Below are 24,656 nucleotides of genomic sequence, written 5' to 3'. Positions count from 1 at the left end.
AAGGGGGAACTGACCGCAGGTCCGCCGTCTGGATTACAACCGCCGGACAGTGAAATGAAGCAGCGGATTCGGCAGCAGCGGCTTCGACGATTCAAGATGAATATACCGTTAATCTTGATGTTTGTTCCGGTGATTATGTTCTACCTGACCTTTCGTTATGCACCCATCGGAGGGCTGGTCATGGCCTTTAAGGATTACAACTTCTATGATGGGCTGTGGAACAGTCCATGGGTGGGCTTTCAGCATTTTCAGACGCTGTTCAGTGATCCGCGCACGGTGGAGATTATTCGCAACACCTTGTTCCTCAGTCTGTTAAGCATCATTATCGGGTTTCCCATTCCGATCATTCTGGCCATTATGCTGAATGAAGTGCGAAACATGGCCTTTAAGCGAACGGTGCAGACGGTGGTCTATATGCCACACTTCTTTTCCTGGGTCATCATTGCGATGATGATCATGACGGTTTTCTCTTTGGAAAATGGGATCGTCAACCGCTGGGTCGAGGCCTGGACGGGAGCGCCTTATCCGTTCATGTACAACAAGGGTTCGTGGGTAGCGGTGTTTGTTGGCTCAGGGATCTGGAAGGACATGGGCTTTAATGCCATCATTTTTCTCGCGGCACTAACGACCATTGATCCGAGTCAATACGAGGCTGCACAGATGGATGGGGCCAGCAAAATGCGCCAGATCTGGCATGTTACCCTTCCGGGTATACGCTCTACCATTATTCTCCTGCTGATTCTGTCGATGGGGCGGGTGATGGAGGTCGGATTCGACCAGGTGTATATGCTTCAGAATTCCAATGTCAATGAGATAGCAGATGTAATCAGTACCTATATCTACCGCACCGGTCTTCAGGGAGCACAGTTCAGCCTGACAACGGCGATGGGATTGTTCGAATCACTGGTTGCATTTATCCTCATTTTCAGTGCCAATTATATCGCGCGTCGATTCAACGAAGGTTTGTGGTAGGGAGGGAGAACAGCATGAGAAAAACCAAAGGAGAAAAAGTCTTTTATCTAATCAATTATGTATTGTTGTCATTGATTGCCGTCAGCTGTATCCTGCCCTTACTGAACATTGTTGCCTTGTCATTTAGTGATGCGAGAGCGGTTGTTTCAGGTCAAGTGGGGTTATGGCCCGTCGATTTCACCTGGTTCTCCTATCACAGCCTAATTACGGGAACGCCGATTCTGAATGCATTCTGGAACAGTGTGGAGATCACATTGATTGGTACAGGGCTCAGCATGGCGGTGACGATTATGGCGGCATATCCGCTGTCACGTAGACATTTTTATCACCGGCGCTTCTTTACGATGGCGATGGTGTTCACGATGATTTTTAACGGCGGACTTATCCCGACTTATTTGGTCGTGCAAAATCTCGGTCTTGTGAACAGTTACGGCGCGCTTTGGCTACCGGGTCTGGTGAGCACGTACAACATGCTGATTATGCGATCTTATTTTGAAAATCTGCCGGGGGAAGTGGACGAGGCTGCGCGCATCGATGGTTGTGGTGAACTGGGGCTTTTGTTCCGAATTGTGTTGCCATTATCCAAACCTTTGCTGGCGACTATTGCTCTCTTTTACGGCGTGGGTTACTGGAATTCGTTCATGAGTGTGATGATTTATATCAATGATACGTCCAAATACAACATGACCGTGCTCGTCCAAAATATGATTATGTCCAATCTGAATGTACAGGATTTTACCGATCCAACGATGATATCTAATCTGACCCCGGAAGGCATCCGGGCAGCAGCTGTCATTGTGATGGTCATACCCATTTTGGCAGTGTATCCGTTCTTGCAGAAGTACTTCGTTAAAGGGGTCATGCTTGGATCAATTAAAGGTTAAAGCAGTCTGTGGGTTAACCCGCATGGGTTCATATTACAGGAGAGAAAGAGGGTCTTATCTATGGCGTTAACGATGAAGGCATGGATGAAGTCGGGTCTCGTTCTGGGCTTGATCGGTGGTTTGCTGGCGGGATGTACAGGAGGTAACGGTAGCGAACAGGCGGAAGGCGAAGGCAACAGGGGGAACATTACGTCAACGATCTATGATCGGGGCGCGGTCCCAAGCGGCATGGGTACGATCGAAGATAATATGTGGTCCAAGTGGATTAACGAGAATGGCCCGGCAAATGTAAAATATACAGCAGTTCCCCGCTGGGAGTCCCAGTCGAAACTTAACGTATTATTCGCTTCTGGCAGTGCACCGGATATTATTTTTGAATTCGGTACGCCCATCCGTAACACACTGTTTAATCAGAAACAGCTGATGCCGCTGGATGAGTTGATCGAGAACTCGAGTGTGGAATACAAAGCCTTGATGGAGAAATATCCCCAGCTCAAGAAGGCTGGCATCAAAAGCGATGGTAAGCTCTATGAAGTGGGACGTATGAACGAGGTGTTTCCACTAACGAGCTTTTTTATTCGGGAAGACTGGTTGGAAAAGTTGAATCTGGAGGTACCGACCAATGAGGAAGAGATGCTGGCGGTAGCCAAGGCATTCACGGAGAATGATCCCGATGGAAACGGAGCTAAGGATACATACGGCATCGGTGGATTTCAGTTCGGCGATACAGCGGGTCTGTTCCGCTATATGTACAACGCCAACTGGGTGAATGTGGAGGACGGGGAGATGGTGGTTGGTCCCAACAACATGAAAGAAGCCACGGCATTCAAACGTGCATTATATGAAGCAGGAGTGGTGGATAAGGACTTATTGACCGACAAGGACGGGGCCAAGGCAAAGCAGGATTTCCTGAATGGCAAAATCGGTATGTACGCAGCCATGACTTCGGATTATACCGGGTTTGCAGCGAAGGAACTGGACACACTGATGCAGAATGTTCCTGAAGCCAAATTAAAGGTCATCGCTCTGCCAACCACGTCCGTAGGACAGCACACGATGGTGTGGAATAACCCGGTTCAGATGACTGCAGCTGTGAATGCACGAGCCAAAAATCCGGAAGCAGTTATGCAATATATCGATTTTCTGACCAAAATAGAGTCAGGCCGAACCTTCAAAAATGGATTTGAAAACACGCATTATACGCTGAACGATCAAGGCTGTCCGCGGATCTCGGATCAGGAGAAATACAAGCAGGAGATCAGCTGGGCAGGCGATTACGCCATGTTGTACAGCCGTCTGGAGGAAGGCAAATGCGGGTACACAGAAATGCTGTTCAGCGAAGAGATCCCATCGCAGAAGGAAGGACTTCGACTATTCAAGGAAGCGCGTGAGGTATACATGACGGATCTTCCGGTAGGAGAGGGTGTTACCCATTCAGAACATATGCCGCAGCTACCCAAGGAGCTTCAGGTGAAGTTGACCAATGTGACAACAGCGATCAACGATATCTTTACCCGCTCCATCATTGGCGGAAGCAAATATACAGTCGAACAGGCTGCAACGGAAGCACAGCAGAAGTGGGAGCAAGGCGGGGGCCCGGAGATTGAAGCATGGTACAAAGACTGGTGGGGCAAGGAAAAGGATAATGTACTAGTCTGGGACGACTTCTATGAAATCTATGAACAACAACAGGCTGATTTTGAAAAAGCAGAGTGAATTCAAGGATTCAAATCATTCATGAAATTTATAATTTTGGTGTTGTAGAAATAAGCGCTCTGATCCCCTGATCAGAGCCTTTTTATGTTTGGGCTTCAAATAGGGGAATATTTGACTGAAAAATGAAGTGAATAGAAAATTCTCGCATCTCGCTTGAAACTATATCCAGAACGATGCGTATCATAAGGTATTAATTGTTTTTTAATGTAGAAAATTGCCGTATTTCAGAGTATAGTTAAGGAATAATTTAACTTATATTCAACATGATGTAGATATGAAAGTTACTGAAAAATCTTGAAAAGAATGTACGGAACACCAGGTTGAAACTATTGGAGGTTGAGTATGAGTATGAGTTCATTTAAAAGCTGGTTAAATTCAACAAAACAAGGACTTGAAGAGCAAGTCAAAAAGTTTAAAAATAAAGATTTTATGGATGCCGTGGTTGCAGGTTGTGCACTGGTTGCTTTTGCAGATGGTTCCATTGACGAAGCGGAAAAGAACAAGATGGCCGGTTATATCAACCTGAGTCAGGAATTGAAAGTATTTGATATGGCTGAAGTGATTACACGCTTTAATCATTATGTCGCGAACTTTGAGTTCTCTCCAGAGATCGGGAAGCAGGAAGCGCTGAAAGCTATTGGGAAATTCAAAGCCAAGCCGGATGTAGGACGCGTTATTGTGGGTGTATGCAGTGCGATTGGTTCAGCTGACGGCAACTTTGATGATCAGGAGAAAAGAGTCGTTGCTGAGATATGCATCGTACTTGGACTGAACCCGAGTGAATTCAATCTCTAAGTAGCTATTTTACATATGAAGGGAGGTGAAAATCAGTGGCAAGCATTAATTTGGTCAAAGGACAGAAGATTGATTTAACCAAAGGCAATGCAGGACTTACTGAGGTGATTGCTGGTCTCGGTTGGGACCCGGTAACTGCCAAAGGTTTCTTTGGAAGAAAAAAACAAGCGGATATCGATTGTGATGCATCGGCGATCATGTTGAATGAGGAAGGCAAGTTGGTCAAGGACTCCAACCTGGTTTGCTTCCACAACAAGCAAAGTGCATGTCGTTCGGTTATCCATTCAGGTGACAATCTAACAGGACAGGGAGACGGTGACGACGAACAGATCAAAATGGATCTGTCCCGTATTCCTGCTGATGTTCATAAAGTATTAATCGTTGTTAATATCTACGATTGTGTCAATCGCAAGCAAGATTTTGGCATGATTGAGAAGGCTTATATTCGTATTCTGGATGGTAAAAATTCCAGTGAGCTCGTGAAGTTCAATCTATCCGAAAACTACACAGGTTCAACAGCGTTGATCTGTGGTGAATTGTATCGTCATGGAGGCGAATGGAAATTCTCGGCAATTGGAGAGGGTTCCCATGCGGTACATATCAACGAACTCGCTCGCAGGTACTCCTAAGTACAAGATTTAACCTAAATCGACAATAATCCTGATATTCATATGTCACGATAACTACAATACACTTAAATAAGCGAGGATGATCATACGATGGCAATTAATCTCTCTAAAGGTCAAAAAATCGATCTGACTAAAACGAACCCAGGTTTGACAAAAATCACAGTAGGCTTGGGCTGGGATACCAATAAGTATGATGGCGGAAAAGACTTTGACCTGGATGTATCGGTATTCTGTGCCAATGCAAACGGTAAAGTAGAAGGCGAGAAAAACTTCATCTTCTTCAACAATCCACAAAATGAAAATGGTTCTGTTGTTCACACCGGTGACAACCGTACAGGAGATGGCGATGGTGATGATGAGCAGATCAATATCGACCTGCCTAACGTACCCGCGAATGTAGAGAAAATTGCATTCTCCATTACAATCTACGAAGCTACAGAACGTAGCCAGAACTTCGGACAAGTCTCCCGTGCTTATGTGCGAATCGTCAACGAAGCAAACAGCGAAGAACTGATTCGTTTCGACCTGGGAGAAGACTTCTCCATCGAAACAGGTGTAGTTGTTGGTGAATTGTATCGTCATAGCGGCGAGTGGAAGTTCAGTGCCATCGGTAGTGGTTACCAAGATGGATTGGTTGGATTGACACGCGACTACGGTTTGCAATAGGACGTACAGTACGACTTACAGGATGGGAAGAACCGTCTCCTGGACGGTTCTCCTTTTCATTTAATCACATATTTTGGAAAGGTGGAAAAACAAATGACGATCAGTCTTGCCAAAGGACAACGTATTGACCTGACTAAGACGAATCCGGGCCTTACCCGTGTGGTGGTTGGTTTGGGTTGGGATACAAACAAATATAGTGGTGGAGTCGACTTTGACCTGGACGCTTCGGCTTTTTTGTTGTACGAAGATGGAAAAGCCAAAGGTACGGATGACTTTGTTTTTTACAACAATCCAAGCGGCGGTGCGGGTTCAGTGACACATACCGGTGACAATCGTACGGGTGAGGGTGATGGCGATGATGAACAAGTTGTTGTTGACTTCAGCAAAATCCCTGCGCACATTCACCGGATCGGTATTACGGTAACCATCTATGATGGAGATGGACGAGGGCAGAATTTTGGACAAGTCTCCAATGCTTTTGTTCGTGTTGTAGATGCTGCAAGTGATCGGGAAGTGCTTCGTTTCGACCTCGGAGAGGACTATTCCACAGAAACAGCTGTGGTGTTCTGTGAGTTTTACCGTGCAGGTGCAGACTGGAAATTCCAGGCGGTAGGCAGTGGCTTCACCGGTGGACTATCTGCTTTATGTAAAAATTACGGGCTGGATGCACAATAACATAACTTGGCATAGAAAGGTGAATCTGCTATGGCGATTTCTGTCGTGAAAGGCCAGAAGAGTGATCTGACCAAAACCAATCCGGGCTTGTCTCGTCTAACGGTAGGCATTGGTTGGGAGGCAGCCTCGGGTGTAGAGCTGGACACATCAGCATTCCTTCTGGGTTCAGACAATAAAGTGGCTGGAGATGAAGATTTTATCTTTTATAATCAGCCCTCTACCTCGTTCATCACGTATATGGATGGTGGACAGGTTGGTGGCGAGAAGAAACAATTCGCCATTGATCTTGGCAAAATCCCTGCCCGAATTGAGAAAATCGCCTTCAGCTTGACGATTCATGACGGTGAAGCACGACGCCATCATTTTGGACAGGTTCAGCATGGTTTTCTACGGTTTGCCAATGCAGCTACAGGTCAGGAAGTAATGAGATATGATCTGGGAAGCGGTTTTACAGTGGAGACCGCGATTGTCATCGGTGAATTGTATCGTCATAACGGAGAATGGAAGTTCAATGCAATAGGGTCGGGTTTTGCAGGTGGTTTGAATGCACTCTGCGCTAACTTTGGTGTGGATGTGGATGGTGGATCAGACCCTGCACCAACGACTTCAACCGTTCCTCCGACAGTTGTACCGACTCCACCACCCCCGGCGCCCGCACCAGAACCGACGCCTGCTCCTGTGAATTCGATCAATTTCAGCAAAATTGAATTGAAGAAGAAGGGCGACACCATTAACCTCAAGAAAAATGCGGGGGGACTTGGTGAAATCCTGATTAACCTCAACTGGAATCAACAGGGTAGCAAAGGGTTATTTGGTCGCAGCAAGAGTGTGGATCTGGACTTGGGCTGCCTGTTCGAGATGAAGGATGGTACACGAGATGTAATTCAGGCATTGGGACAAACGTTTGGTTCACTCAACCGTTTCCCTTATATTGCACTGGATGGGGATGACCGGACGGGATCGGTTAAGACGGGAGAGAATCTGCGGATTAATGGTGCCCGTATCTCGGAAATTGAGCGCATCTTGGTATTTACCTATATTTATGGTGGTGTGGCCAACTGGTCTCAAGTAGACGGTGTGGTAACTATCCAGCAGAAGGATGGCCCGGATATCATTGTCCGAATGAATGAATACGGGAGCCCGCTTGGCATGTGTGGCATCGCGATGTTACGCAATGTGAACAATGAGACATTCAGTATTGAACGAATCGTGCAGTTCTATAATGGGCATCAGGCGTTGGACGAGGCTCATGATTGGGGGATGCAGTGGGTTGCGGGAAGAAAGTAATCATTTGTATTTATTCAATATATAAACGCTGTATCGGTCAGCGCCATTGCAAGGATACTGTTGACCAACGTTATCCTCGATAATAGACCATCAATCCCTCCAGACTAGGAGGGATTGGTTTTTATGCCCCGACAGCTGGAATCAACTATTGCAGATTGGCTATTGCCAAAGGTGCGAGGAGGAGACAACCCTGAAATATTTTAACTTTTTGAGTCTGGAAGAAGAAGATACTTTATTTTTCTCTTCACCCGTCTCGTTCAATCACCGGACTTCCAAAGATCTACTGGCATATGCTGTTGGGGCTGCTTTATATATGCCCGCGACGCGCACACATATCGCGGACGACATTATGAATGGTAAACATGAAGGTCTGACGACCATTATTATTGATCTGGAGGACGCTGTGGGTGACGACCAAGTAGAGTTTGCCGAGCAGTGTCTGGTACAGCATCTAACTCAACTGATGACTTATATGGAGACAGGCATGCTGAGTCAGGATCAAATGCCTCTTCTGTTTGCTCGTGTACGTTCACCACAACAGTTGGAACGTCTCATTGATACGTTGGGAGAATTGGTGTCCATGCTGACAGGCGTGGCATTGCCCAAGTTTTGTGTGGGCAATGGAAGAGCCTATTTCGACCAGATCCGCAGTTATAATCAACGGAAACCGGATCATTATCCCGTTCTCTATGGAATGCCTATATTGGAAACGGCTTCAATTATATATCGGGAGACACGTTGGGAGACCTTACTGGGCCTTCGTAACATCCTCGATGAAAATGTTGAATATGTGCTCAATGTACGCATTGGTGCGACCGATTTCTCCAGCCTGTTTGGACTACGCCGAAGCCCGGAATTGACCATATACGATATCGCCACGATCCGTGACTGCATCTCGGATATTATCAATCTGTTTGGACGAATGGACAAGCCGTATGTGATCTCAGGTCCTGTCTGGGAATATTTCAGTCAGCGGGAGCGCGTGTTCAAACCTCAATTACGACAGACTCCATTCGAAGAAACCCTGGGCAAATCAGGGCTGCATCTGAGAATGAAATATATTACGAACACAATGGATGGATTGATGCGTGAAGTCATGATGGACAAGGAAAATGGAATAGTAGGCAAAACGATCATTCATCCTTCTCATATTAAACCCGTACAAGCGATGTACGTTGTTACACATGAGGAATATTCCGATGCACAAGACATCATCGCCCGTAATGACGGTAGCTTGGGTGTGTTCAAAAGTAATTACTATAACAAAATGAATGAGATTAAACCACACTTGAGCTGGGCGAATCGAATTCTAATCCGATCACAAATATATGGGGTGTTACATGAACAGCAGCATTTTGTCGGGCTCTTGCCCAAGCACGAACAACAACATAACTACGTTCCCAATTCTTGATCAATTCAGTCTGAACGTTCAGGTTACACATAACCCGTTGCAACTTCCACTAGAATCTCTATTTTCCATGGCAGCACGCATCAATAAGAAACGTTCATTTCTGTTTGTAAGCAAACTGCTGGGCAAGCACATCCCGGTTAACCCGTATACCTCGCTTCTGAGTGGCGCGGCATTGGCTGTTCTGTTATATGAGCACCTGACTGAAAAGACGGAAGAGACGAAAGTTCAGATCACCGAGTGGAAACGGGAAATGGTCGAGGGGCTGATTGATCCCCAACAAGCCCGGCAAGTGTACAACATGCTGTTGCAAGAAAGCTTGAGTTTGCCGGAAACGATTCGTTTTGTTGGTTTTGCCGAGACAGCGACAGCGCTGGGTCACAGCATGTACGAGATGTTTGCTGATCAAGCTTCCTATATTCACACCACTCGCGAATATGTTCCAGCGATGCATCCAGATATTCAATTTGAAGAAGAACATTCCCATGCGATGGCTCATCGTTGTTATGCGTTGGATCATGAAGCCTTTGCAGGAGAGGGCCCGATTGTTCTGGTGGACGACGAGATTACGACGGGCAAAACGACGTTGAATATCATTCGGGATATTCAGGCCAGATACCCCCGGAAGCAATATGTGATTGCTTCGCTGTTGGACTGGCGTACGGAAGCGGACGAACTTCGGTTTGCCGAACTGGAAGCTGAACTGGGGATTACCATTACACCGTTAAGCCTGTTGAAGGGCCGTATTGAAGTGGTGGGTACTCCACAGTTGGAACCAACACAGCAAGATGAGCAGCTATCTCATCCTGCCGTAACGCTTCAAACCTCTACCGTTGCCGATGCCTTCGATCAGCTGCACGCTACTTCGGAGGATGGTGAAGGTAAACGTAGCACAGCGAGCTACGTCCAACATACGGGCAGGTTTGGTATGCAATCCCGTCATAATGGCGAATTGCGCCAGGAGATTAGCCGGATTGCAGAACGGCTTCGGACGCAGCGTACGGGAGAATGGACTTTGGTGATGGGAACAGGGGAGTTCATGTACATTCCGATGCGTATTGCTGCCGAGATGGGAGAAGGCGTGTTGTATCAATCCACTACCCGCAGTCCAATCCATACACATCCGGCTCCAGGATATGCTGTTCGTAGTGGTGCCGGATATGCCTCACCGGAAGACGCATCCGTTCGTAACTTTATCTATAACATCGCCCCGGGACAGTATGACGAGATTTTTGTTCTGCTGGAGAGACAGATGTCCGAAGAACGAATGGAACCGATGTTGAAGGTACTGGGGCAGTTGGGGTGTGGACACATTCATATCGTATATTGCGGCTTGCCAGAGAAGACAGGGGACAACGAGCAATGAACTTAACTACACTGGAGCTAATCAGACAACGTGAGATTCCGTCTCCCGAACCGATGGGCAGTTATGCTGCATCGGACGTTGTTTTCCTACTGAAGGATATCAGCCATGTGGATCTGGAAAAGGGAACGGGTGAACGGGAGCAGGCGATCCAATCCGGGGTTCATTATTCGGAGATGCTGCCCGTGGAATACCAGCCCACAGCAGAATACATCGAGCTGTTCCATCAGACACTGGAACAATCCGGTGCAAGAATTGCACGTCATACCGCCATTGTGGCTGAGAAGATTGTAGAGCGCAGGGGACTGAATCTTGTGCTGGTATCTCTGGCTCGAGCCGGAACACCTGTGGGCATCCTGATCAAACGTTATATTGAATTGAAATACAAGGTGACGATTCCGCATTATAGCATTTCTATTATCCGTGGCAAGGGTATGGACGAGAACGCAATTTTATATATTTTACAGCAGCATGGTCTGGAAACAGCCATTCAGTTTGTAGATGGTTGGACAGGAAAAGGGGCTATTCGCAAAGTGCTGAAAGAATCCTGTGACCAAATGGAACGGACTTATGGCATAAGTCTCGATGATGATCTTGCCGTGTTGGCCGATCCGGGGCAATGCTCAGGCACCTTTGGGACAAGGGAAGATTATCTTATTCCTAGTGCTTGTCTGAATTCCACGGTATCGGGACTGGTGAGCCGTACAGTACTTCGCGATGATCTGATTGGACCGTCAGATTTTCACGGGGCCAAATGGTATCGTGAATGGTCCTCTGACGATGTGTCGACCCAATACGTGGATACTATCGCTCAGCATTTTCCGCAAATGATGGATCTGGCGGAGATTCAAACGGAGGACAATGCTACTGGTACTTCGGAAATCACCTGGAAAGGCTGGCAGGATATCGAGTCCATTCAGCAATCCTTTGGTATTGCGAACATCAATCTGATCAAACCTGGAATCGGAGAAACAACCCGGGTGTTACTGCGCCGTGTCCCTTGGAAGATTCTTGTGGACCGTCTGGATAATCCGGATTTGCAACATATCATGATGCTCGCCAGAGACAGAAATGTGCCGGTTGAGGTATATCCGGGATTAACCTATTCCTGTTGCGGCATTATTCAATCCCTGGGAGGTGGAGGAGAATGATGATCTACGCAAGTGATCTGGACCAGACGCTGGTGTACTCCCGTCGTGCGCTCCGTATTCCCGAAGATACACCGGGACTTGTTCCCGCAGAGTGGATTAACGGCAAGTTGTCCGCTTTTATGTCAGCATATGCACTGGAGCGGTTGCAGTCTTTGCCACAAGACATTGTATTTATGCCGGTGACGACACGTACCGTGGAGCAGTACCGGCGCATTCATATTTTTCAGAGCGAATGTATTCCGAAATATGCGGTGACGAGTAATGGTGGCAACATCATTGTTGACGGTCAGGTAGACGATGAATGGAATCTGCATATGCGTTCTTTGCTTCGTCAGCAGGCAGCTACTCCCGAAGAGATCCTGAATTTATTTGACGATGTGCTGAGCCCGGAGTGGGTAATTAATCAGCGATTGTGTGATGAGCTGTTCTTTGCATTGCTAATCGAACGTGACAAGCTTCCAATGGAGCATATTGCGGAAAAGATTCGGGTGTTAGAGACGCTGGGATGGGAGAGTTCGATTCAGGGGCGGAAGCTCTATCTGGTGCCTTCGGCCGTGAACAAACGAGCTGCAGTGGAGCATATTAGGCAACGCATTGGCGATGTGCCTGTGATTGCTTCGGGTGATTCCTTGCTGGATCGTTGTTTGCTGGACTTTGCGCACTACGCCATTGCTCCGTCTCACGGAGAGTTACATGTGGAGAGACAGCGTGTACCTGAGCAGGTACCGTATCAATTTACGGAACAATTCGGTGCTTTTGCAGCAGATGAGATTCTCGATTACGTTCACCGTATTCATAACGATCAACAGACCCAGATAGACCATGCCGAGATAAGGGAGACCGTATAAATGAAAAAAATGAAGATTTACTTCAACCGTTGGTTCTCTGTAACGTATCATTATATGAATGCGATTCGGGACAATGAGGACGGTATGGAATTTGAGATCTACGGTACTCATCCTGATCCTGGACATATGGCATTACAGGGCTGTGATGTTGCAGAAGTTGAACCGCGTCTAACGGGCCGGGAATATGTTGATTTTTGCCTCGACTTTTGCCGTCGTCATCAGATTGATGTGTTTATTCCACGCTGGAACATGCTGGACATCAGCAGACATATCTCCCTGTTCGAAGAGATCGGTACACGGGTTATCGTATGCTCGGACACGGAATTGCTGGAACAATTGATGGAGAAAGACCGGTTCTATGAATCGGTGCGTGAGAAGGGCATTATGGAGATTCCGGATTATTTCACGGTCAGTAATGCTGCACAATTCCAGCAAGCCTATGAGGCGCTACGTGCACGTGGACACGATGTATGCTTCAAACCATGTAATGGTGAGGGTGGTATGGGATTCCGAGTGATTAATAATGAACGTGATCCGTTGCAGGAGTTGTTCGGATACGCGCTTAACTCCATTTCGTATGAAGATGCCCTGCGTGCGTTCTCTTCTGCTCCGTCCTTTCAAAATGTCATGGTGATGGAGGTACTGGAAGGATATGAATACAGCATTGATTGTCTTTCGGATCGCAATGGGAAACTATTAACGGCTATCCCGCGTAGAAAAGAAAGAGGACGTTTGCGCTTGCTTGAAGAAAACGAGGAATTGCTGGCGATTGCCCGCAATGTGGCAGAAGTATATCGGATTCCTTATAATTTTAATATACAGATGAAATATCGCAAGGATACACCGAAGTTGCTGGAGATCAATCCGCGTATGTCGGGTGGGTTGCACATGTCTTGTCTGTCGGGCGTGAACTTCCCGTATCTGGCGGTCAAGTCTGCACTTGGCCATGATATTGGACCACTTCATCCGAAGTTTGGCATACTGGGAAGTCATATCGAACAACCATTTATAATCGACGTTCAGAAGGTAAGCGGAGTACACCACGTCTAGCTGAGAATTTCCCTCAACATTGACACCTTCTGGATGGTTTTTTTACAATACGGATGAGAGGTTATTCAAAAAGTCCATCTTCTCGGTACTGAAAATCAGACTTTTTGAATATGCACTGTATGTGTTGTTAAGGCAGGAGGACAAGTAATGTTACGGAAAACGAAGATAGGTATAGGCGCATTGGTCGGTTATGGTCTTGCGGCGATCACGAGTCCCTTTCTACCGGATGTCATCACGTGGGCAATTCCGGCACTGGCAACTGTGGTCGGAGGATTGATTCCTTCACGTTCCACGCCACGTACACAGGTCCAGGGTTCGTCATCAGCCCCTGTACCCATTACAGATATCGGAAATGAACCATCCCGCTTGAATGGTGGACAAGCACCGAGCACAGTGCCAACAGGGGCGCGAGAAGCTTCTCTGGCAGAGCCCCAACCGAGTTCCACTCCCGCACAGCATGCAAGCACAGAACAAGCGAAGCCTTCCCGGACTGAACCAGATCCTGTATTTGATCCGGTGATTGAATACCTGGAAGTTCTGGAGGATATGATCATCTCCGAAGGTCAGAAGAACGAGCTGGATAATGAGATCGTGGAGAAATCATTGGCGTTGTTTGCCCGTTTGCAGCGTGTGATTCCTTCCCTTCAGGAACTAAATAACGGAGATATCAACCATACGGTGCGCAGACTGATTTTAAAAGACCTGAACGGTTTTATTAATCCATTTTTACGTTTAAGTGGAGAAGCCAAACGCAACAATCGGCGTATGCTGCTGAATGGTCTTCGAGACGTGGATTCCAAGATATCGGATATTGTATCAACGATTGAACATAAAGACTTAATGGAGCTCCAGAACAAAGCGGAACTAATACATCAACGGTATAACAGCTCTGAATTATAGGAGGGATTGGCATGGCAACGGAATGGGCTCAGTTGAAGCAGGAAGATGAGCAACGGATTAACCAGGAAGCAACACAGCTTATTCAGAAAGTGTCCCAAAGTGATCCGGCTCATCTGGATACCTTAATGGATGATATCGGCAAGTTGGGCGTGAAAACACAAGAGAGAGCAGGACAGACTCTCAAGTTGCTTGATCGCCCAGTCAATGAATTGATGTCCGGGAACCGGGCAGAGGTATCAAACATGATCCTGAAGCTCCGTGATGAATGTGAGAGTTTGCAGCAGAGTAAAAATGTGAGTTTTGTCGGGAAGTTGTTACGTAAAAGCCCGCTGAAAAACTATGTATACCGTTATCAATCCGTTCGCACGAACATTGATGCCATCATTAACGGGTTGCGGGACGGCAAGGACAACCTGGAAGAAAGCATCGTGAACATGCGTCAATTGAAACGTTCTTCCATTCAGGAGATCTACAATCTGCAGACCAAAATCTCTTTTGGTAATCAATTGAAAGCATTGTTCGAAACCGAGATTGCCAAGCCTGAGAACGAGAATCGTAAAGCACATCTGGAGCGTGGGTTGCGCAAAGTGGTAACACGTACCCAATCCATGACAGAGATGATCATGCTGTACAATCAGGCGATCGCAGCTACAGACATCATTAATGATAACAATGATAAGCTGATTGATTCCGTTAATAATGCCATTGATAAAACAGCGAATCTGATCACCGTTTCGGCCATGATTGCGATGGCTCTTAATGATCAGGAGAAGGTCATTTCCGCTGTGGAAGCTACGAATAAGACGATTGAAGATCAATTCAAGGAAAACGCCAGATTGTTGAAGACAACGACTGAGAAAACAAATGAACTGTTGTCCAAACCTGCGATGTCCCTTGAAGCGGTCAATCAGGCGATGGGTGATCTGATGTCTGCGCTGGATCTGTCCGAGCAGTCTAATCGCCGGATCATCGAGAGCTGTAATGACTATACCAACAAGATGACAACCCTTAACGCTAAAATGAGCGATCGACTGGGTCTGGAAGGGCCGAAGGTTGTTGCCATTCCGGAAAAAAACAAACCGGATTCCAGTGCATTAGGATCTTTCCTGGATTAGGGTAGGACTCGCTGCATATCGTATCGAGATTGCTACATGGTTTTATTTTCTACGAGGGACGCCGAGTGCGTCTCTTTGTTTCATTTATTTGATAGAATGAAGGTAAAATCTGGGGTTGTGCGAAGGAGCTTGCTGAACATGCTGGACTTTTCATTCGAGATTATTGATGAGACCAAGATTAATATTCAATACAAATATGGCAGTGAGTTCTTTAACTTTAACCTGTATTATGCAAACGGGGAGTGGACGCTACATCCTTTTGACGGCATACTGATCCAAAACCGTGAAATGTGCAGTCTGATTGTATCGGAGCTACTCCGTAACAAAGATTTTCATGTCATGTTGGCTAAAGAGAAAATCATCTTATCCCAATTACGCACCAGTGTTAACCTCCAGTCCAATGAGCCGGATGAATGGGTAGCAGATCGGAGAAACGCAGATTATTCCAGTCCTGATGATGAGTTGATGGATTACATAGGGAACCACAGTTTCGAAGACATATTACAGCTTGAGCAAGAACAGATTGAGGCCAAAGTGCAATTCTTCCAACAGATCATTCAGAGAATGTTTATGGAGGGGCTTGGACCGGAAGATGCTGATTTCATCAAAGTTCAGGCCGTGATTCGGATATATAAGGAGACATACGATCGTCTTGGTGAGTTGAATGATCATAATAGGGGTGATCGTGGACGCAGAAGATGGTAGGATGTAAAGGTGAAAAAAAGGTTCATCAGCCATAGGCAGATGAACCTTTTTGTTCTTCTGATATTCAAGGGAGATGAATGGTTTGGATATGATCGGTATGCATAATTAAAGAAGTCCCATCCGCTTCTACCAACGCAAGCAAGTGGCTGTCTGCACTCTTCAATAACCCTGCTCGGTAAGGCTTGCAACCGAGGTTGAGTACAACAAGTTCACCTATCATTTTATGAAGTTGCTGATCGAGTGTACGGGAGAGTGACATGGACGAAGGTTGCATAGGGAAATGTTGCTTACTAAGGGAATAGGGTGTGCTGTTAGTAGGGGAAGGAATAATATACTTCAGATGATTAATGGAAACATAGATAGAATGATATAACGGAGAGTAGAACATAAAGTAGTCATTCATAATATTTGTAATATAACCATGCAATGTTTTCCCTCCGATGGAGATTTCACTGAAACGTCCACGGGCGTTCATCAGCATTTTGCGGTAAGAGATGTTGGTGTGATCCATCTCGGGGTCGGGTGTTGGCAAAACTATACTTGAATCATCTGCCGTATTGACATGCATGGATTGAACATGATGAAGTGGAATATAAACAAATCGCTGATTTCCGTAGACTACAATCAGATCCTGGCCTACATCAATGATCTCACCCTGGATCGGTAGTTTACAGCCAGACAGCTCCAATTCGACGGATTTACTCAGCCAATGCGTAAGAAGTTCCACAGTATTCCTCCTCTCAATAGAGAATAGATGTCCAAATATATAGTGAAATTAGGCTAACAATTAGACTTATTGGTATCACAATAAAGGTAACTTTCATATACTGTTTCCAGGAGATTCGAATATGATGGGTCTTTAATATATACATCCAAATTAACGTTGCCAAGGTGCCAATAGGCGTCAGTAAGGCTCCGATATCACTTCCCAGAATGTTGGCAAGATACGCAAGATGCAGTTGAGATTCACTTAGTGGAAGATCTGTAACAGCAAAGGTCCCAATCATGACGGAGGGCAAATTGTTGAATAGATTGGAAAGCAGAGTGAGCATTAACCCCGACACAGCAATGATGCTGGCATTTCCTCCTTCTATTATAGGTTTCATCCACTGAATGATCGATGCGGTCATGCCTGCTCGGTGAAGACTATCCACAATAACATAAATGCTGAAGGCAAAGAGTAGAATGTGCCAGGGCGTTTGTGTTATCACATCTTTGAGTCCAGTCCGGGTGCGATACCAACGCACAGCGAGCATGAGAATAACACCAGTGATTGCAACTACCTCCATACGTATACCGACTTGCTCAGCTAGAAAATATCCTGCACGGATAAATACAACGATACCAATACAGACACGGAACAGCCACCAGTCTACTTTATTCTCGGATTCAGTTGTCTGAAGCGGATGATATCCTGAACCTGATGAAGACTGCAGGGATACAGGGAAATGATGAATAACTTTGGGAATACTTCTACGAAAATAATAGAACAGCAGTACAGTCATCACCATGATCGCAAGCATGGATGGCACAAACATCATCTGAGTATAAGTATTCAGATTTAAGCCAACCATTTGCAAAGCAATCAGATTTGCCAGATTACTAAGTCCAATTGGCGCACTGGAAGCCGTAGCGATTAGCGCACCGGAGATCAGGTAGGGTAACTGTTGATGCATTTTCAGACGAAGTATAGAACAGATTCGAATAATTATCGGAGTTGTGATCAGAATACTGCCATCATTGTTGAAGAAGATGGTCATGAGAAAACAAAGTAATAGAATTAGCCAGAACAATCGAAAGCCGGAACCTCTTGCTTTCTCAATCATATTCAAAGCGATCCAGCGAAAAAAACCGATGCTATCTAAAATAATCGACATGACAATGGTAGAGAGGATTGTTACGGCTGCACCAGATACGATCCCGAAGATTCCAACAATGTGAGCATAGCTGCTCACTCCAGTTAAAATAAGAAGAAGGGCGCCAAGCGAGGTGGGTATAGATTCATTCAATCCGCCAGGACGCCACATCAGGAAAATGACAGTGATGATAAAGACCCCGAAGGTTAACCACAACTGGTAGTCAGGCATTTACTGTGATTCACCTCCCAGGGGGAGAAGTCCTGACGAAGCCTGAAGCAGATGTTCATGGGATGGAGTGGGCCTTCCGGGTGCAACGATCCAGTAAAAAGGCACACCAATCAAGACTAATGCGACGAAGATCAACATGATAATTCCCCCCTTTAAGCTGGTAGATAACTTAAGTTGTCAGTTTATTTTATTTACTTCTTTTTATTGCCGGATTTGTTACCACGGGATTGACTGCCTTGGTTGCCTTGATTGCCACGCGACTTGTTACCACCAGATTTATTTCCTTGGGATTGGTTGCCTTGAACTCGTTGCCCCTGAGAACGATTGCCTTGGTTGTTCCGTGACTTGTTGCCGCCGGACTTATTACCCTGGGATTGGTTCCCTTGAGCTGCTTGGTTCCCTTGAGAACGGTTGCCACGAGACTGGTTGCCTTGAGCCGCCTGATTACCTTGGGCTGCTTGGTTCCCTTGACTTGTATTACTACTGTTGTTGTTGTTGTTGTTGTTCCCACCACCACGTACGAGGGATACAGATTTCACATGTTGCATCGGAATACGAACAATCTCCTGATTTTTCAAAGTCATGATCAATTGGTTCTGGTTGGCATCGGCCAGGATGCCTTCCACTTTTTCAGGTCCTCCCCGGTTAATCTGAACACGGCGGAAGCGGAGTGCTTGCATAACGCCTAAAAACGTGTTGGAAGGAATAGGGTTCCCCATGGTTGCATTTCGGTTACCACCGGAACGGCCTGTATCTGTTATGCTTTTGACATGTGATTCATTAACGTAGACAATCCCTTCTTTGCAGTTCATTGCCATGTAGTCCCAGCGTACGTCCGTAAGTGTACCTTGTATTGAATCAGGTCCTCCCCGGTTAATCTTAATCTCTCTTCCCAACAAACCTCTTATTCCTTGACCATTCATAGACATTGTGTTTGACCCCTTCCATGATATAAGTTCAGATGGACAGAAATGGTGGATGTAAATGTGATCCCTTCCATTCGTCATTCGTGTCTGTCTGTAGTTTAAGCATATGTGACATGCTTCTTGGAGGGACTAGCCAGTTAACTATATTTATACCATTTCAGCTATAATCTATGAAAATGATGTAAATTTATAGATTAATAACTCGGTTATTCCGCATTATGACAAGTGAATTGGGATGTGATAAGTATCAGGACTGTGCATTCGCCCGTACGACTTTCTGTGCACCTGCATAGGATGATGTAAGAGCCTACGGGCGAATCTTACAGGTATTCGAAAGGCGGATGGAAATGGCTCTACCTGTCTACCATATCAGCTTGTCTCCAACCGAATATCAACAGTTAACGTCCAATATATGGTCAGAGACGTTTGTGAACAGCACGATGCAGATGGACGGTAAGCCGTTTCCGATCCGGCTTCGATACCGTGGAGGACATACACGCGGTTATCCCAAAAAATCATTTGAGGTTCGTACATCCAGCCGAACGTATCATTTTAATGCGGAGTATGATGATCCTTCGTTGTTGCGCAATGCACTTTCTTTTCGTTTTTTTGAGTCGATTCGTGTACCCGCACCGTCTACACAACACTGCGTACTCTATCTGAACGGGCAACTTTTGGGTGTATACCTGCGGATCGAAGGGGTGAAATCCTTCTTTTTTCGTCAAAGGAAAATCCCTGTGCGCAGTATCTTCTATGCGGTGAATGATCATGCTGGTTTTAGGATGAATTCGGAATCCTCTTCAACAAGTACCGATTTATTGTCCGGATACAGCTTAATTCGTGGCAAAGATGTGGATCGCACAAGGCTACGTAATTTTATTCAGCAGTTGAACACAAAGTCCAGGTTGGAATTGTTTCGTTTTTTACAGTCGAGGGTGGATACAGACAATTATTTACGCTGGTTAAGTGGAGCTGTGCTTACAGGGAACTTCGATGGATTTCATCAGAATTACACATGGTATGAGAAAATCAAAAGCGGAAAATATGGCATCCTGCCTTGGGATTATGAGGGTACTTGGGGGAGGAACTGTTATGGAACTCGAGTTGACCCCAATCTTGTTCGAATTCAGGGGTATAACAGACTTACCGGACGATTGCTGGCATTCCGCAGTTTCCGTCAACAATATAAAAAGCTGATGCGCCAGCATCTGATGAATGCTTTTACAGAGAAGCGAATTATGCCCTTGGTGAATCGGTTACACAATGAGATTCGGGAAGATGTCAACAAAGATCCTTACATGAAATGGCCCATGGATGTATTTGCAGGTGAACCGGAAAGAATTCGCGAATATGTGGTGAAACGTCGGGAGTATCTAAGTGAAAAACTACATCAGCTGTAAGCACTTAACTAGCGTGGGGAAGGGAGACCTTCCTTTTTTTACTGCCAAAATGAAGAGAAGTTTATTGTATTGGGAAAAGTAGGGTAATAAGAATAGAAGCGGCATTGTAAAATACGCTATAATAACCATATGTGTACATAGAAATGATTACATATTGGACGCTGTGGAGAAAACAACATGTCTAATGGAGGCTCTGAGCTGGAACGTGTTATCGGTTTAGGGTGCTCCGAGCCGGAGGAATGCTTATGATCAAGCTGTTGTACTACTTGAAGAAGTACCGAGTTGCCGCGATTGCAGCCCTGGTCATGATGTTAATTGAGCTTGCGGTGGAGCTGGCTCAGCCTTATCTGATCTCCAAGATCATTGATAACGGGATTCAGCAGGGAGACCTTTCTGTCGTCTGGTTGTGGGGCGGTGTGCTGGTTGGCAGTGCTGTTGTGGCTTTTGCTGCTGGAATTGCCAGTTCGTTCTTTGCATCCCATGCAAGTCTGGGGTTCGGATACGATCTGCGGGAGAAGTTGTATGAGAAAGTGCAAACGTTCTCTTATGCCGTCTTTAACCGGTTCGCGACATCGTCCCTGATTACCCGTTTAACGGGGGATGTGACCCAGGTCCAGGACACGGTCTTCATGAGTCTGCGATTCATGACACGTGTGCCCCTGGTGGTGATTGGTAGCATGATTATGGCAGTGATCGTGAACCCGAGGTTGGGTCTGCTACTGGTTGTCATGGTGCCTGTACTGCTCATTGTTGTGGTGTGGATGATCAAAAAAGCAGCGCTGCTGTTCCGCAATGTGCAGCGCAGACTGGATGCCGTCAATGGAGTCATCCAGGAGAATCTGACAGGCATTCGGCTGATCCGTGTCTTCGTACGGATGGGCCATGAGATCGAACGCTTTGCCGGATTCAGCGGCAAGCTGATGAAAGGCACAATCTCCGCGCTGCGCTTGACGGAGACCACGATGCCGTTCATGTTGCTGATGATGAACGTTTGTATCATCGCCGTGTTATGGTTTGGACGAGTCGACATTGCCTCCGGTAATGCAACCGTGGGTGAAGTGGTCGCCGTCATTAACTACCTGCTTCGCACAATTGGTGCCATGTCTGCGTTGTCATGGATTCTGGTAACCTTCTCGAGAGCAAGCGCTTCGGCGCAACGGCTGAATGAAGTGTTTAATACGGAGGACACGTCGGAGACTGAACAGACGATATCAACGTCTGCACCATCTGCTGGATCTATGAAATCTTCGCATTTTCCGCAATCTGTATACCCGGCGAAGAAACAGCGCGCTGTGCAGGGAGCGGTTGAATTCCGCAGTGTAGGCTTCAGTTATCCGAATAGTGAAATTACAGTACTGGATAACATCACATTTACGGCAAAAGCGGGGGAGCGTATTGCCATTATGGGAGCAACAGGCTCAGGCAAATCTTCGCTGGTACAGCTTATTCCGCGTTTATACACAGAGGATCAAGGAAAGGTACGGATTGATGGTGCCGATGCATCAGAGCTGGATCTGTCCATGCTGCGTGGTGCGATTGGTTATGTGCCTCAGGAGGTTGTCCTGTTTACCGGTTCCATACGGGAGAATATTGCCTGGGGTCAGGAAGATGCTACCTTGGATGAGATCGTGGAAGCCGCGAAGCGCGCGCAGATCCATGAAACAATTGAGAATTTACCAAACGGTTATGATACATTGCTGGGTCAACGGGGAGTGAATCTCTCCGGTGGACAGAAGCAGCGACTTTCCATTGCACGAGCACTGGTACGTAGACCAAGAATTTTGATTCTGGACGATAGCACAAGTGCGCTGGATGTGGCTACAGAAGGCAGACTGCTCGATGCGCTGGAGGAATTGTCGTGTACCACGTTTATCATCACCCAGAAGATCAGTTCAACCACTTCGGCGGACCTGATTCTGCTGCTTGATGATGGACAACTCATTGGGCAAGGAAAACATGAAGACCTGATGGAGTCGTCAGAGCTGTATCGTCGAATCCATGAATCACAATACGGGGAGGGTGCACAGCATGTTCAAAGCATTCATTGAGCCTTTCCGTCAGCCACCGCCTCCGATTGATCCGGAGACGTTACGGTCAGGCGGTGGTCGCAAACCCAAGGCACGGGCGAAGAACTGGTCAGGTACGCTAGGTCGTATCTGGACCTATCTGGCACGTCGCAAGGTTAAGCTGTCCATGGTACTGTTGATGGTGTTTGCCAGTTCCGCACTCGCTTTGCTTGGCCCTTACATGGTAGGGGTGGCCGTGGATGATTTCATCGCGGGGGAAGCCGGGGCAAGCTGGACTCGGTTTCTGATTGGATTAACCGCAGTGTATGTCTTGTTCTCTCTTACATCCTGGTTACAAAATATATGGATGATCGAAATTGCACAGGAAACCGTGTTCCGCATGCGGTATGATCTGTTCTCCCATCTGCACAAATTACCGATTCCATTCTTCGGTAAACGCCAGCAGGGGGAGATTATGAGCCGGGTGACCAATGATATCGAGAATGTCAGCGGTACGTTGAACAGCTCGGCGATCCAGATTTTCTCAAGTGTATTAACACTGCTCGGAACGTTTGGGGTTATGCTCTGGCTCAGCCCGTTACTGACCCTGCTTACCTTTATCGTTGTGCCTCTGATGGCCATTGGCATGCGTTGGATTACGCGCAGAACGGGACCGCTCTTCAAGGAGCGGCAGCGCAATCTCGGTGAACTTAACGGTTACATCGAAGAGACTTTATCCGGGCAGCGGATCATTAAGGCATTCTCCCAAGAGAAGCGAGTGATTCGCGGTTTTGAGGAACGAAATACCCGCATCCGGATTTCCGGTTTCTGGGCACAGACGATCTCTGGTTTTATCCCGAAACTGATGAATGGATTGAATAACCTGAGCTTTGCGATTGTGGCGGGCATCGGTGGTATTCTGGCGATTCAGGGTTCGGTTACGGTCGGGGTGATTATTATCTTTGTGGAATATGCCCGTCAATTCACCCGTCCGCTGAATGATCTGGCGAACCAGTGGAATACGTTATTGTCCGCGATTGCGGGGGCCGAGCGCGTATTCGAGGTGCTGGACGAAGATGAGGAAGCGAAGGATGAAGGGGCAGCGATATCTCTGGACAAGGTAGAGGGAGCCGTTCGCTTCGACAAAGTATCCTTTGGATACGATGAAGGACGTAACATTTTGCATGAGATCAGCTTTGAAGCCAAACCGGGTGAGATGATTGCCCTTGTGGGTCCGACCGGAGCGGGGAAAACAACATTAATTCAGCTGTTATCCCGTTTCTATGATCCAACAGGTGGCACATTAACGGTAGATGGTCGCGATATGACCACCATTCGGCGTGAGAATCTGCGGTCACATATGGCATTTGTGCTACAAGATTCATTTCTGTTTCAGGGCACGATTCGAGAAAATATTCGATTTGGCCGTCTGGACGCAACGGATGAAGAGGTGGAAGCAGCCTCCCGGCTGGCGAATGCCCACTCCTTCATTGTGCGAATGAAGGATGGATACGACAAAGTGCTCCAGGCCGATGGGAGCGGCATTAGTCAGGGGCAGAAGCAACTACTCGCCATTGCCCGGGCAATCTTGGCAGATCCATCGATACTCGTACTGGACGAAGCGACGAGCAGTATTGATACTGTTACGGAGATTAAAATCCAGGAAGGGCTGCAACGCCTGATGCAAGGCCGTACCAGCTTTGTTATTGCCCACAGGCTGAACACGATCCGTCAGGCCGACCGGATTCTGGTGCTGAAGGATGGGCAACTACTGGAGCAAGGCTCGCATGATGCATTGCTGGAACAAGGCGGTTTCTACAGCGAGCTGTATTACAGTCAGTTGCGTAAAAAGGCGCAATAGTCATTTTGGATAATATGGGACATGTATTAGAGAACTTGTAGGTATGTAAAAAGAGCAGGGATGAGGGCACGATGCTCCTCAATTCTGCTCTTTTTGCATATTCCCTTGAAGGAAAATGGAAAACGGAACTGTGATTGTATGTTAAAATAAGAATATATTGGAATAGGTCCGTTTTTGGACGGTTGCCAGCGGTTTTGAAGCATGAGAATGAA

General features: G+C 46.7%; 23 protein-coding genes. 19 read left to right on the top strand and 4 right to left on the bottom strand.

What is annotated here, in order from left to right:
• The first annotated feature begins 54 nt into the window (after nucleotides 1-54).
• The 16 genes from MHI01_RS13465 (at nucleotide 55) to MHI01_RS13390 (ending at nucleotide 16,164) form a co-directional block, all read left to right on the top strand.
• Nucleotides 55-972 (top strand): ABC transporter permease, encoded by a 918-nt coding sequence (locus MHI01_RS13465; protein ID WP_243391250.1) that lies wholly within the window; start codon nucleotides 55-57, stop codon nucleotides 970-972.
• A 14-nt stretch (nucleotides 973-986) separates the two neighbouring features.
• Nucleotides 987-1,856: a carbohydrate ABC transporter permease gene (locus tag MHI01_RS13460; RefSeq protein ID WP_340983344.1), complete on the top strand. Its 870-nt coding sequence runs from the start codon at nucleotides 987-989 to the stop codon at nucleotides 1,854-1,856.
• A gap of 72 nt (nucleotides 1,857-1,928) precedes the next feature.
• Entirely contained in the window at nucleotides 1,929-3,572 is a 1,644-nt protein-coding gene (locus MHI01_RS13455) for an extracellular solute-binding protein (protein ID WP_340983343.1), read from the top strand.
• 348 nt (nucleotides 3,573-3,920) lie between these two features.
• Nucleotides 3,921-4,367, top strand: coding sequence for a tellurite resistance TerB family protein (locus MHI01_RS13450; RefSeq protein ID WP_036606259.1), 447 nt, complete (start codon nucleotides 3,921-3,923; stop codon nucleotides 4,365-4,367).
• Nucleotides 4,368-4,402: 35 nt separating this feature from the next.
• A complete protein-coding gene (locus MHI01_RS13445) occupies nucleotides 4,403-4,996 on the top strand; it encodes a TerD family protein (protein ID WP_036672556.1) in 594 nt (197 codons plus the stop codon).
• Between the two features lie 90 nt (nucleotides 4,997-5,086).
• Nucleotides 5,087-5,662, top strand: a complete 576-nt coding sequence (locus MHI01_RS13440) for a TerD family protein (protein WP_036606264.1) — start codon at nucleotides 5,087-5,089, stop codon at nucleotides 5,660-5,662.
• Between the two features lie 93 nt (nucleotides 5,663-5,755).
• Nucleotides 5,756-6,337 carry a TerD family protein gene (locus MHI01_RS13435; RefSeq protein ID WP_036606267.1) on the top strand — a complete coding sequence of 194 codons (582 nt, stop codon included), beginning with the start codon at nucleotides 5,756-5,758 and terminating at the stop codon, nucleotides 6,335-6,337.
• Between the two features lie 30 nt (nucleotides 6,338-6,367).
• Nucleotides 6,368-7,624 carry a TerD family protein gene (locus MHI01_RS13430; RefSeq protein ID WP_340983342.1) on the top strand — a complete coding sequence of 419 codons (1,257 nt, stop codon included), beginning with the start codon at nucleotides 6,368-6,370 and terminating at the stop codon, nucleotides 7,622-7,624.
• Nucleotides 7,625-7,832: 208 nt separating this feature from the next.
• Nucleotides 7,833-9,035, top strand: coding sequence for an HpcH/HpaI aldolase/citrate lyase family protein (locus tag MHI01_RS13425; protein WP_051446978.1), 1,203 nt, complete (start codon nucleotides 7,833-7,835; stop codon nucleotides 9,033-9,035).
• A complete protein-coding gene (locus tag MHI01_RS13420; protein ID WP_340983341.1) occupies nucleotides 8,965-10,398 on the top strand; it encodes a phosphoribosyltransferase family protein in 1,434 nt (477 codons plus the stop codon). Before MHI01_RS13425 ends, MHI01_RS13420 begins: the two co-directional genes overlap by 71 nt.
• Nucleotides 10,395-11,546 carry a cysteine protease StiP family protein gene (locus MHI01_RS13415; protein WP_340983340.1) on the top strand — a complete coding sequence of 384 codons (1,152 nt, stop codon included), beginning with the start codon at nucleotides 10,395-10,397 and terminating at the stop codon, nucleotides 11,544-11,546. The genes MHI01_RS13420 and MHI01_RS13415 overlap by 4 nt, the downstream gene beginning before the upstream one ends.
• The gene (locus tag MHI01_RS13410; protein WP_340984861.1) at nucleotides 11,546-12,394 is read left to right on the top strand and encodes a hydrolase; all 849 of its coding nucleotides are present in this window, start codon (nucleotides 11,546-11,548) and stop codon (nucleotides 12,392-12,394) included. The genes MHI01_RS13415 and MHI01_RS13410 overlap by 1 nt, the downstream gene beginning before the upstream one ends.
• Complete coding sequence (locus MHI01_RS13405) at nucleotides 12,395-13,444, top strand: ATP-grasp domain-containing protein (protein WP_076253388.1); 1,050 nt, start codon at nucleotides 12,395-12,397, stop codon at nucleotides 13,442-13,444.
• A 147-nt stretch (nucleotides 13,445-13,591) separates the two neighbouring features.
• On the top strand, nucleotides 13,592-14,344 hold the full coding sequence (locus MHI01_RS13400; RefSeq protein WP_036606279.1) for a hypothetical protein: 753 nt from the start codon (nucleotides 13,592-13,594) through the stop codon (nucleotides 14,342-14,344).
• Nucleotides 14,345-14,355: 11 nt separating this feature from the next.
• Nucleotides 14,356-15,459, top strand: coding sequence for a toxic anion resistance protein (locus MHI01_RS13395; RefSeq protein ID WP_340983339.1), 1,104 nt, complete (start codon nucleotides 14,356-14,358; stop codon nucleotides 15,457-15,459).
• A 138-nt stretch (nucleotides 15,460-15,597) separates the two neighbouring features.
• The gene (locus MHI01_RS13390) at nucleotides 15,598-16,164 is read left to right on the top strand and encodes a hypothetical protein (protein ID WP_340019396.1); all 567 of its coding nucleotides are present in this window, start codon (nucleotides 15,598-15,600) and stop codon (nucleotides 16,162-16,164) included.
• Between the two features lie 64 nt (nucleotides 16,165-16,228).
• Here MHI01_RS13390 and MHI01_RS13385 read toward each other — a convergent pair whose 3' ends face one another.
• The 4 genes from MHI01_RS13385 to MHI01_RS13370 are packed head-to-tail and all read right to left on the bottom strand — an operon-like array spanning nucleotide 16,229 to nucleotide 19,180.
• Nucleotides 16,229-16,891: a DUF2642 domain-containing protein gene (locus MHI01_RS13385; RefSeq protein ID WP_340983338.1), complete on the bottom strand. Its 663-nt coding sequence runs from the start codon at nucleotides 16,889-16,891 to the stop codon at nucleotides 16,229-16,231.
• Nucleotides 16,892-16,904: 13 nt separating this feature from the next.
• Complete coding sequence (locus tag MHI01_RS13380) at nucleotides 16,905-18,251, bottom strand: arsenic transporter (protein ID WP_036606287.1); 1,347 nt, start codon at nucleotides 18,249-18,251, stop codon at nucleotides 16,905-16,907.
• On the bottom strand, nucleotides 18,252-18,389 hold the full coding sequence (locus MHI01_RS13375) for a hypothetical protein (protein ID WP_161799422.1): 138 nt from the start codon (nucleotides 18,387-18,389) through the stop codon (nucleotides 18,252-18,254).
• A gap of 53 nt (nucleotides 18,390-18,442) precedes the next feature.
• Nucleotides 18,443-19,180, bottom strand: coding sequence for a hypothetical protein (locus MHI01_RS13370; protein WP_340983337.1), 738 nt, complete (start codon nucleotides 19,178-19,180; stop codon nucleotides 18,443-18,445).
• Between the two features lie 344 nt (nucleotides 19,181-19,524).
• On the opposite strand from MHI01_RS13370, the gene MHI01_RS13365 reads away from it, so the two are divergent.
• The 3 genes from MHI01_RS13365 (at nucleotide 19,525) to MHI01_RS13355 (ending at nucleotide 24,444) form a co-directional block, all read left to right on the top strand.
• Nucleotides 19,525-20,577 carry a CotH kinase family protein gene (locus MHI01_RS13365; RefSeq protein WP_340983336.1) on the top strand — a complete coding sequence of 351 codons (1,053 nt, stop codon included), beginning with the start codon at nucleotides 19,525-19,527 and terminating at the stop codon, nucleotides 20,575-20,577.
• A gap of 245 nt (nucleotides 20,578-20,822) precedes the next feature.
• Complete coding sequence (locus MHI01_RS13360) at nucleotides 20,823-22,625, top strand: ABC transporter ATP-binding protein (protein ID WP_036606290.1); 1,803 nt, start codon at nucleotides 20,823-20,825, stop codon at nucleotides 22,623-22,625.
• Nucleotides 22,606-24,444 (top strand): ABC transporter ATP-binding protein, encoded by a 1,839-nt coding sequence (locus MHI01_RS13355; RefSeq protein WP_340983335.1) that lies wholly within the window; start codon nucleotides 22,606-22,608, stop codon nucleotides 24,442-24,444. The genes MHI01_RS13360 and MHI01_RS13355 overlap by 20 nt, the downstream gene beginning before the upstream one ends.
• The last annotated feature ends 212 nt before the right edge of the window (nucleotides 24,445-24,656 follow it).

It is taken from the genome of Paenibacillus sp. FSL M7-0656 (assembly GCF_038003225.1).
GTDB classification, from domain to species: Bacteria; Bacillota; Bacilli; order Paenibacillales; family Paenibacillaceae; genus Paenibacillus; species Paenibacillus amylolyticus.
The sequence above is the reverse complement of the archived record's forward strand: the minus strand, read 5'-3'. Positions and strand labels throughout refer to the sequence as shown.

Coding starts and splice junctions, on each gene's coding strand:
- MHI01_RS13465 (WP_243391250.1), top strand. CDS start 55: ATGAAGCAGCGGATTCGGCAGCAGCGGCTTCGACGATTCAAGATGAAT.
- MHI01_RS13460 (WP_340983344.1), top strand. CDS start 987: ATGAGAAAAACCAAAGGAGAAAAAGTCTTTTATCTAATCAATTATGTA.
- MHI01_RS13455 (WP_340983343.1), top strand. CDS start 1,929: ATGAAGGCATGGATGAAGTCGGGTCTCGTTCTGGGCTTGATCGGTGGT.
- MHI01_RS13450 (WP_036606259.1), top strand. CDS start 3,921: ATGAGTTCATTTAAAAGCTGGTTAAATTCAACAAAACAAGGACTTGAA.
- MHI01_RS13440 (WP_036606264.1), top strand. CDS start 5,087: ATGGCAATTAATCTCTCTAAAGGTCAAAAAATCGATCTGACTAAAACG.
- MHI01_RS13435 (WP_036606267.1), top strand. CDS start 5,756: ATGACGATCAGTCTTGCCAAAGGACAACGTATTGACCTGACTAAGACG.
- MHI01_RS13430 (WP_340983342.1), top strand. CDS start 6,368: ATGGCGATTTCTGTCGTGAAAGGCCAGAAGAGTGATCTGACCAAAACC.
- MHI01_RS13420 (WP_340983341.1), top strand. CDS start 8,965: ATGAACAGCAGCATTTTGTCGGGCTCTTGCCCAAGCACGAACAACAAC.
- MHI01_RS13415 (WP_340983340.1), top strand. CDS start 10,395: ATGAACTTAACTACACTGGAGCTAATCAGACAACGTGAGATTCCGTCT.
- MHI01_RS13410 (WP_340984861.1), top strand. CDS start 11,546: ATGATCTACGCAAGTGATCTGGACCAGACGCTGGTGTACTCCCGTCGT.
- MHI01_RS13405 (WP_076253388.1), top strand. CDS start 12,395: ATGAAAAAAATGAAGATTTACTTCAACCGTTGGTTCTCTGTAACGTAT.
- MHI01_RS13400 (WP_036606279.1), top strand. CDS start 13,592: ATGTTACGGAAAACGAAGATAGGTATAGGCGCATTGGTCGGTTATGGT.
- MHI01_RS13395 (WP_340983339.1), top strand. CDS start 14,356: ATGGCAACGGAATGGGCTCAGTTGAAGCAGGAAGATGAGCAACGGATT.
- MHI01_RS13390 (WP_340019396.1), top strand. CDS start 15,598: ATGCTGGACTTTTCATTCGAGATTATTGATGAGACCAAGATTAATATT.
- MHI01_RS13380 (WP_036606287.1), bottom strand. CDS start 18,251: ATGCCTGACTACCAGTTGTGGTTAACCTTCGGGGTCTTTATCATCACT.
- MHI01_RS13375 (WP_161799422.1), bottom strand. CDS start 18,389: ATGTTGATCTTCGTCGCATTAGTCTTGATTGGTGTGCCTTTTTACTGG.
- MHI01_RS13370 (WP_340983337.1), bottom strand. CDS start 19,180: ATGTCTATGAATGGTCAAGGAATAAGAGGTTTGTTGGGAAGAGAGATT.
- MHI01_RS13365 (WP_340983336.1), top strand. CDS start 19,525: ATGGCTCTACCTGTCTACCATATCAGCTTGTCTCCAACCGAATATCAA.
- MHI01_RS13360 (WP_036606290.1), top strand. CDS start 20,823: ATGATCAAGCTGTTGTACTACTTGAAGAAGTACCGAGTTGCCGCGATT.
- MHI01_RS13355 (WP_340983335.1), top strand. CDS start 22,606: ATGTTCAAAGCATTCATTGAGCCTTTCCGTCAGCCACCGCCTCCGATT.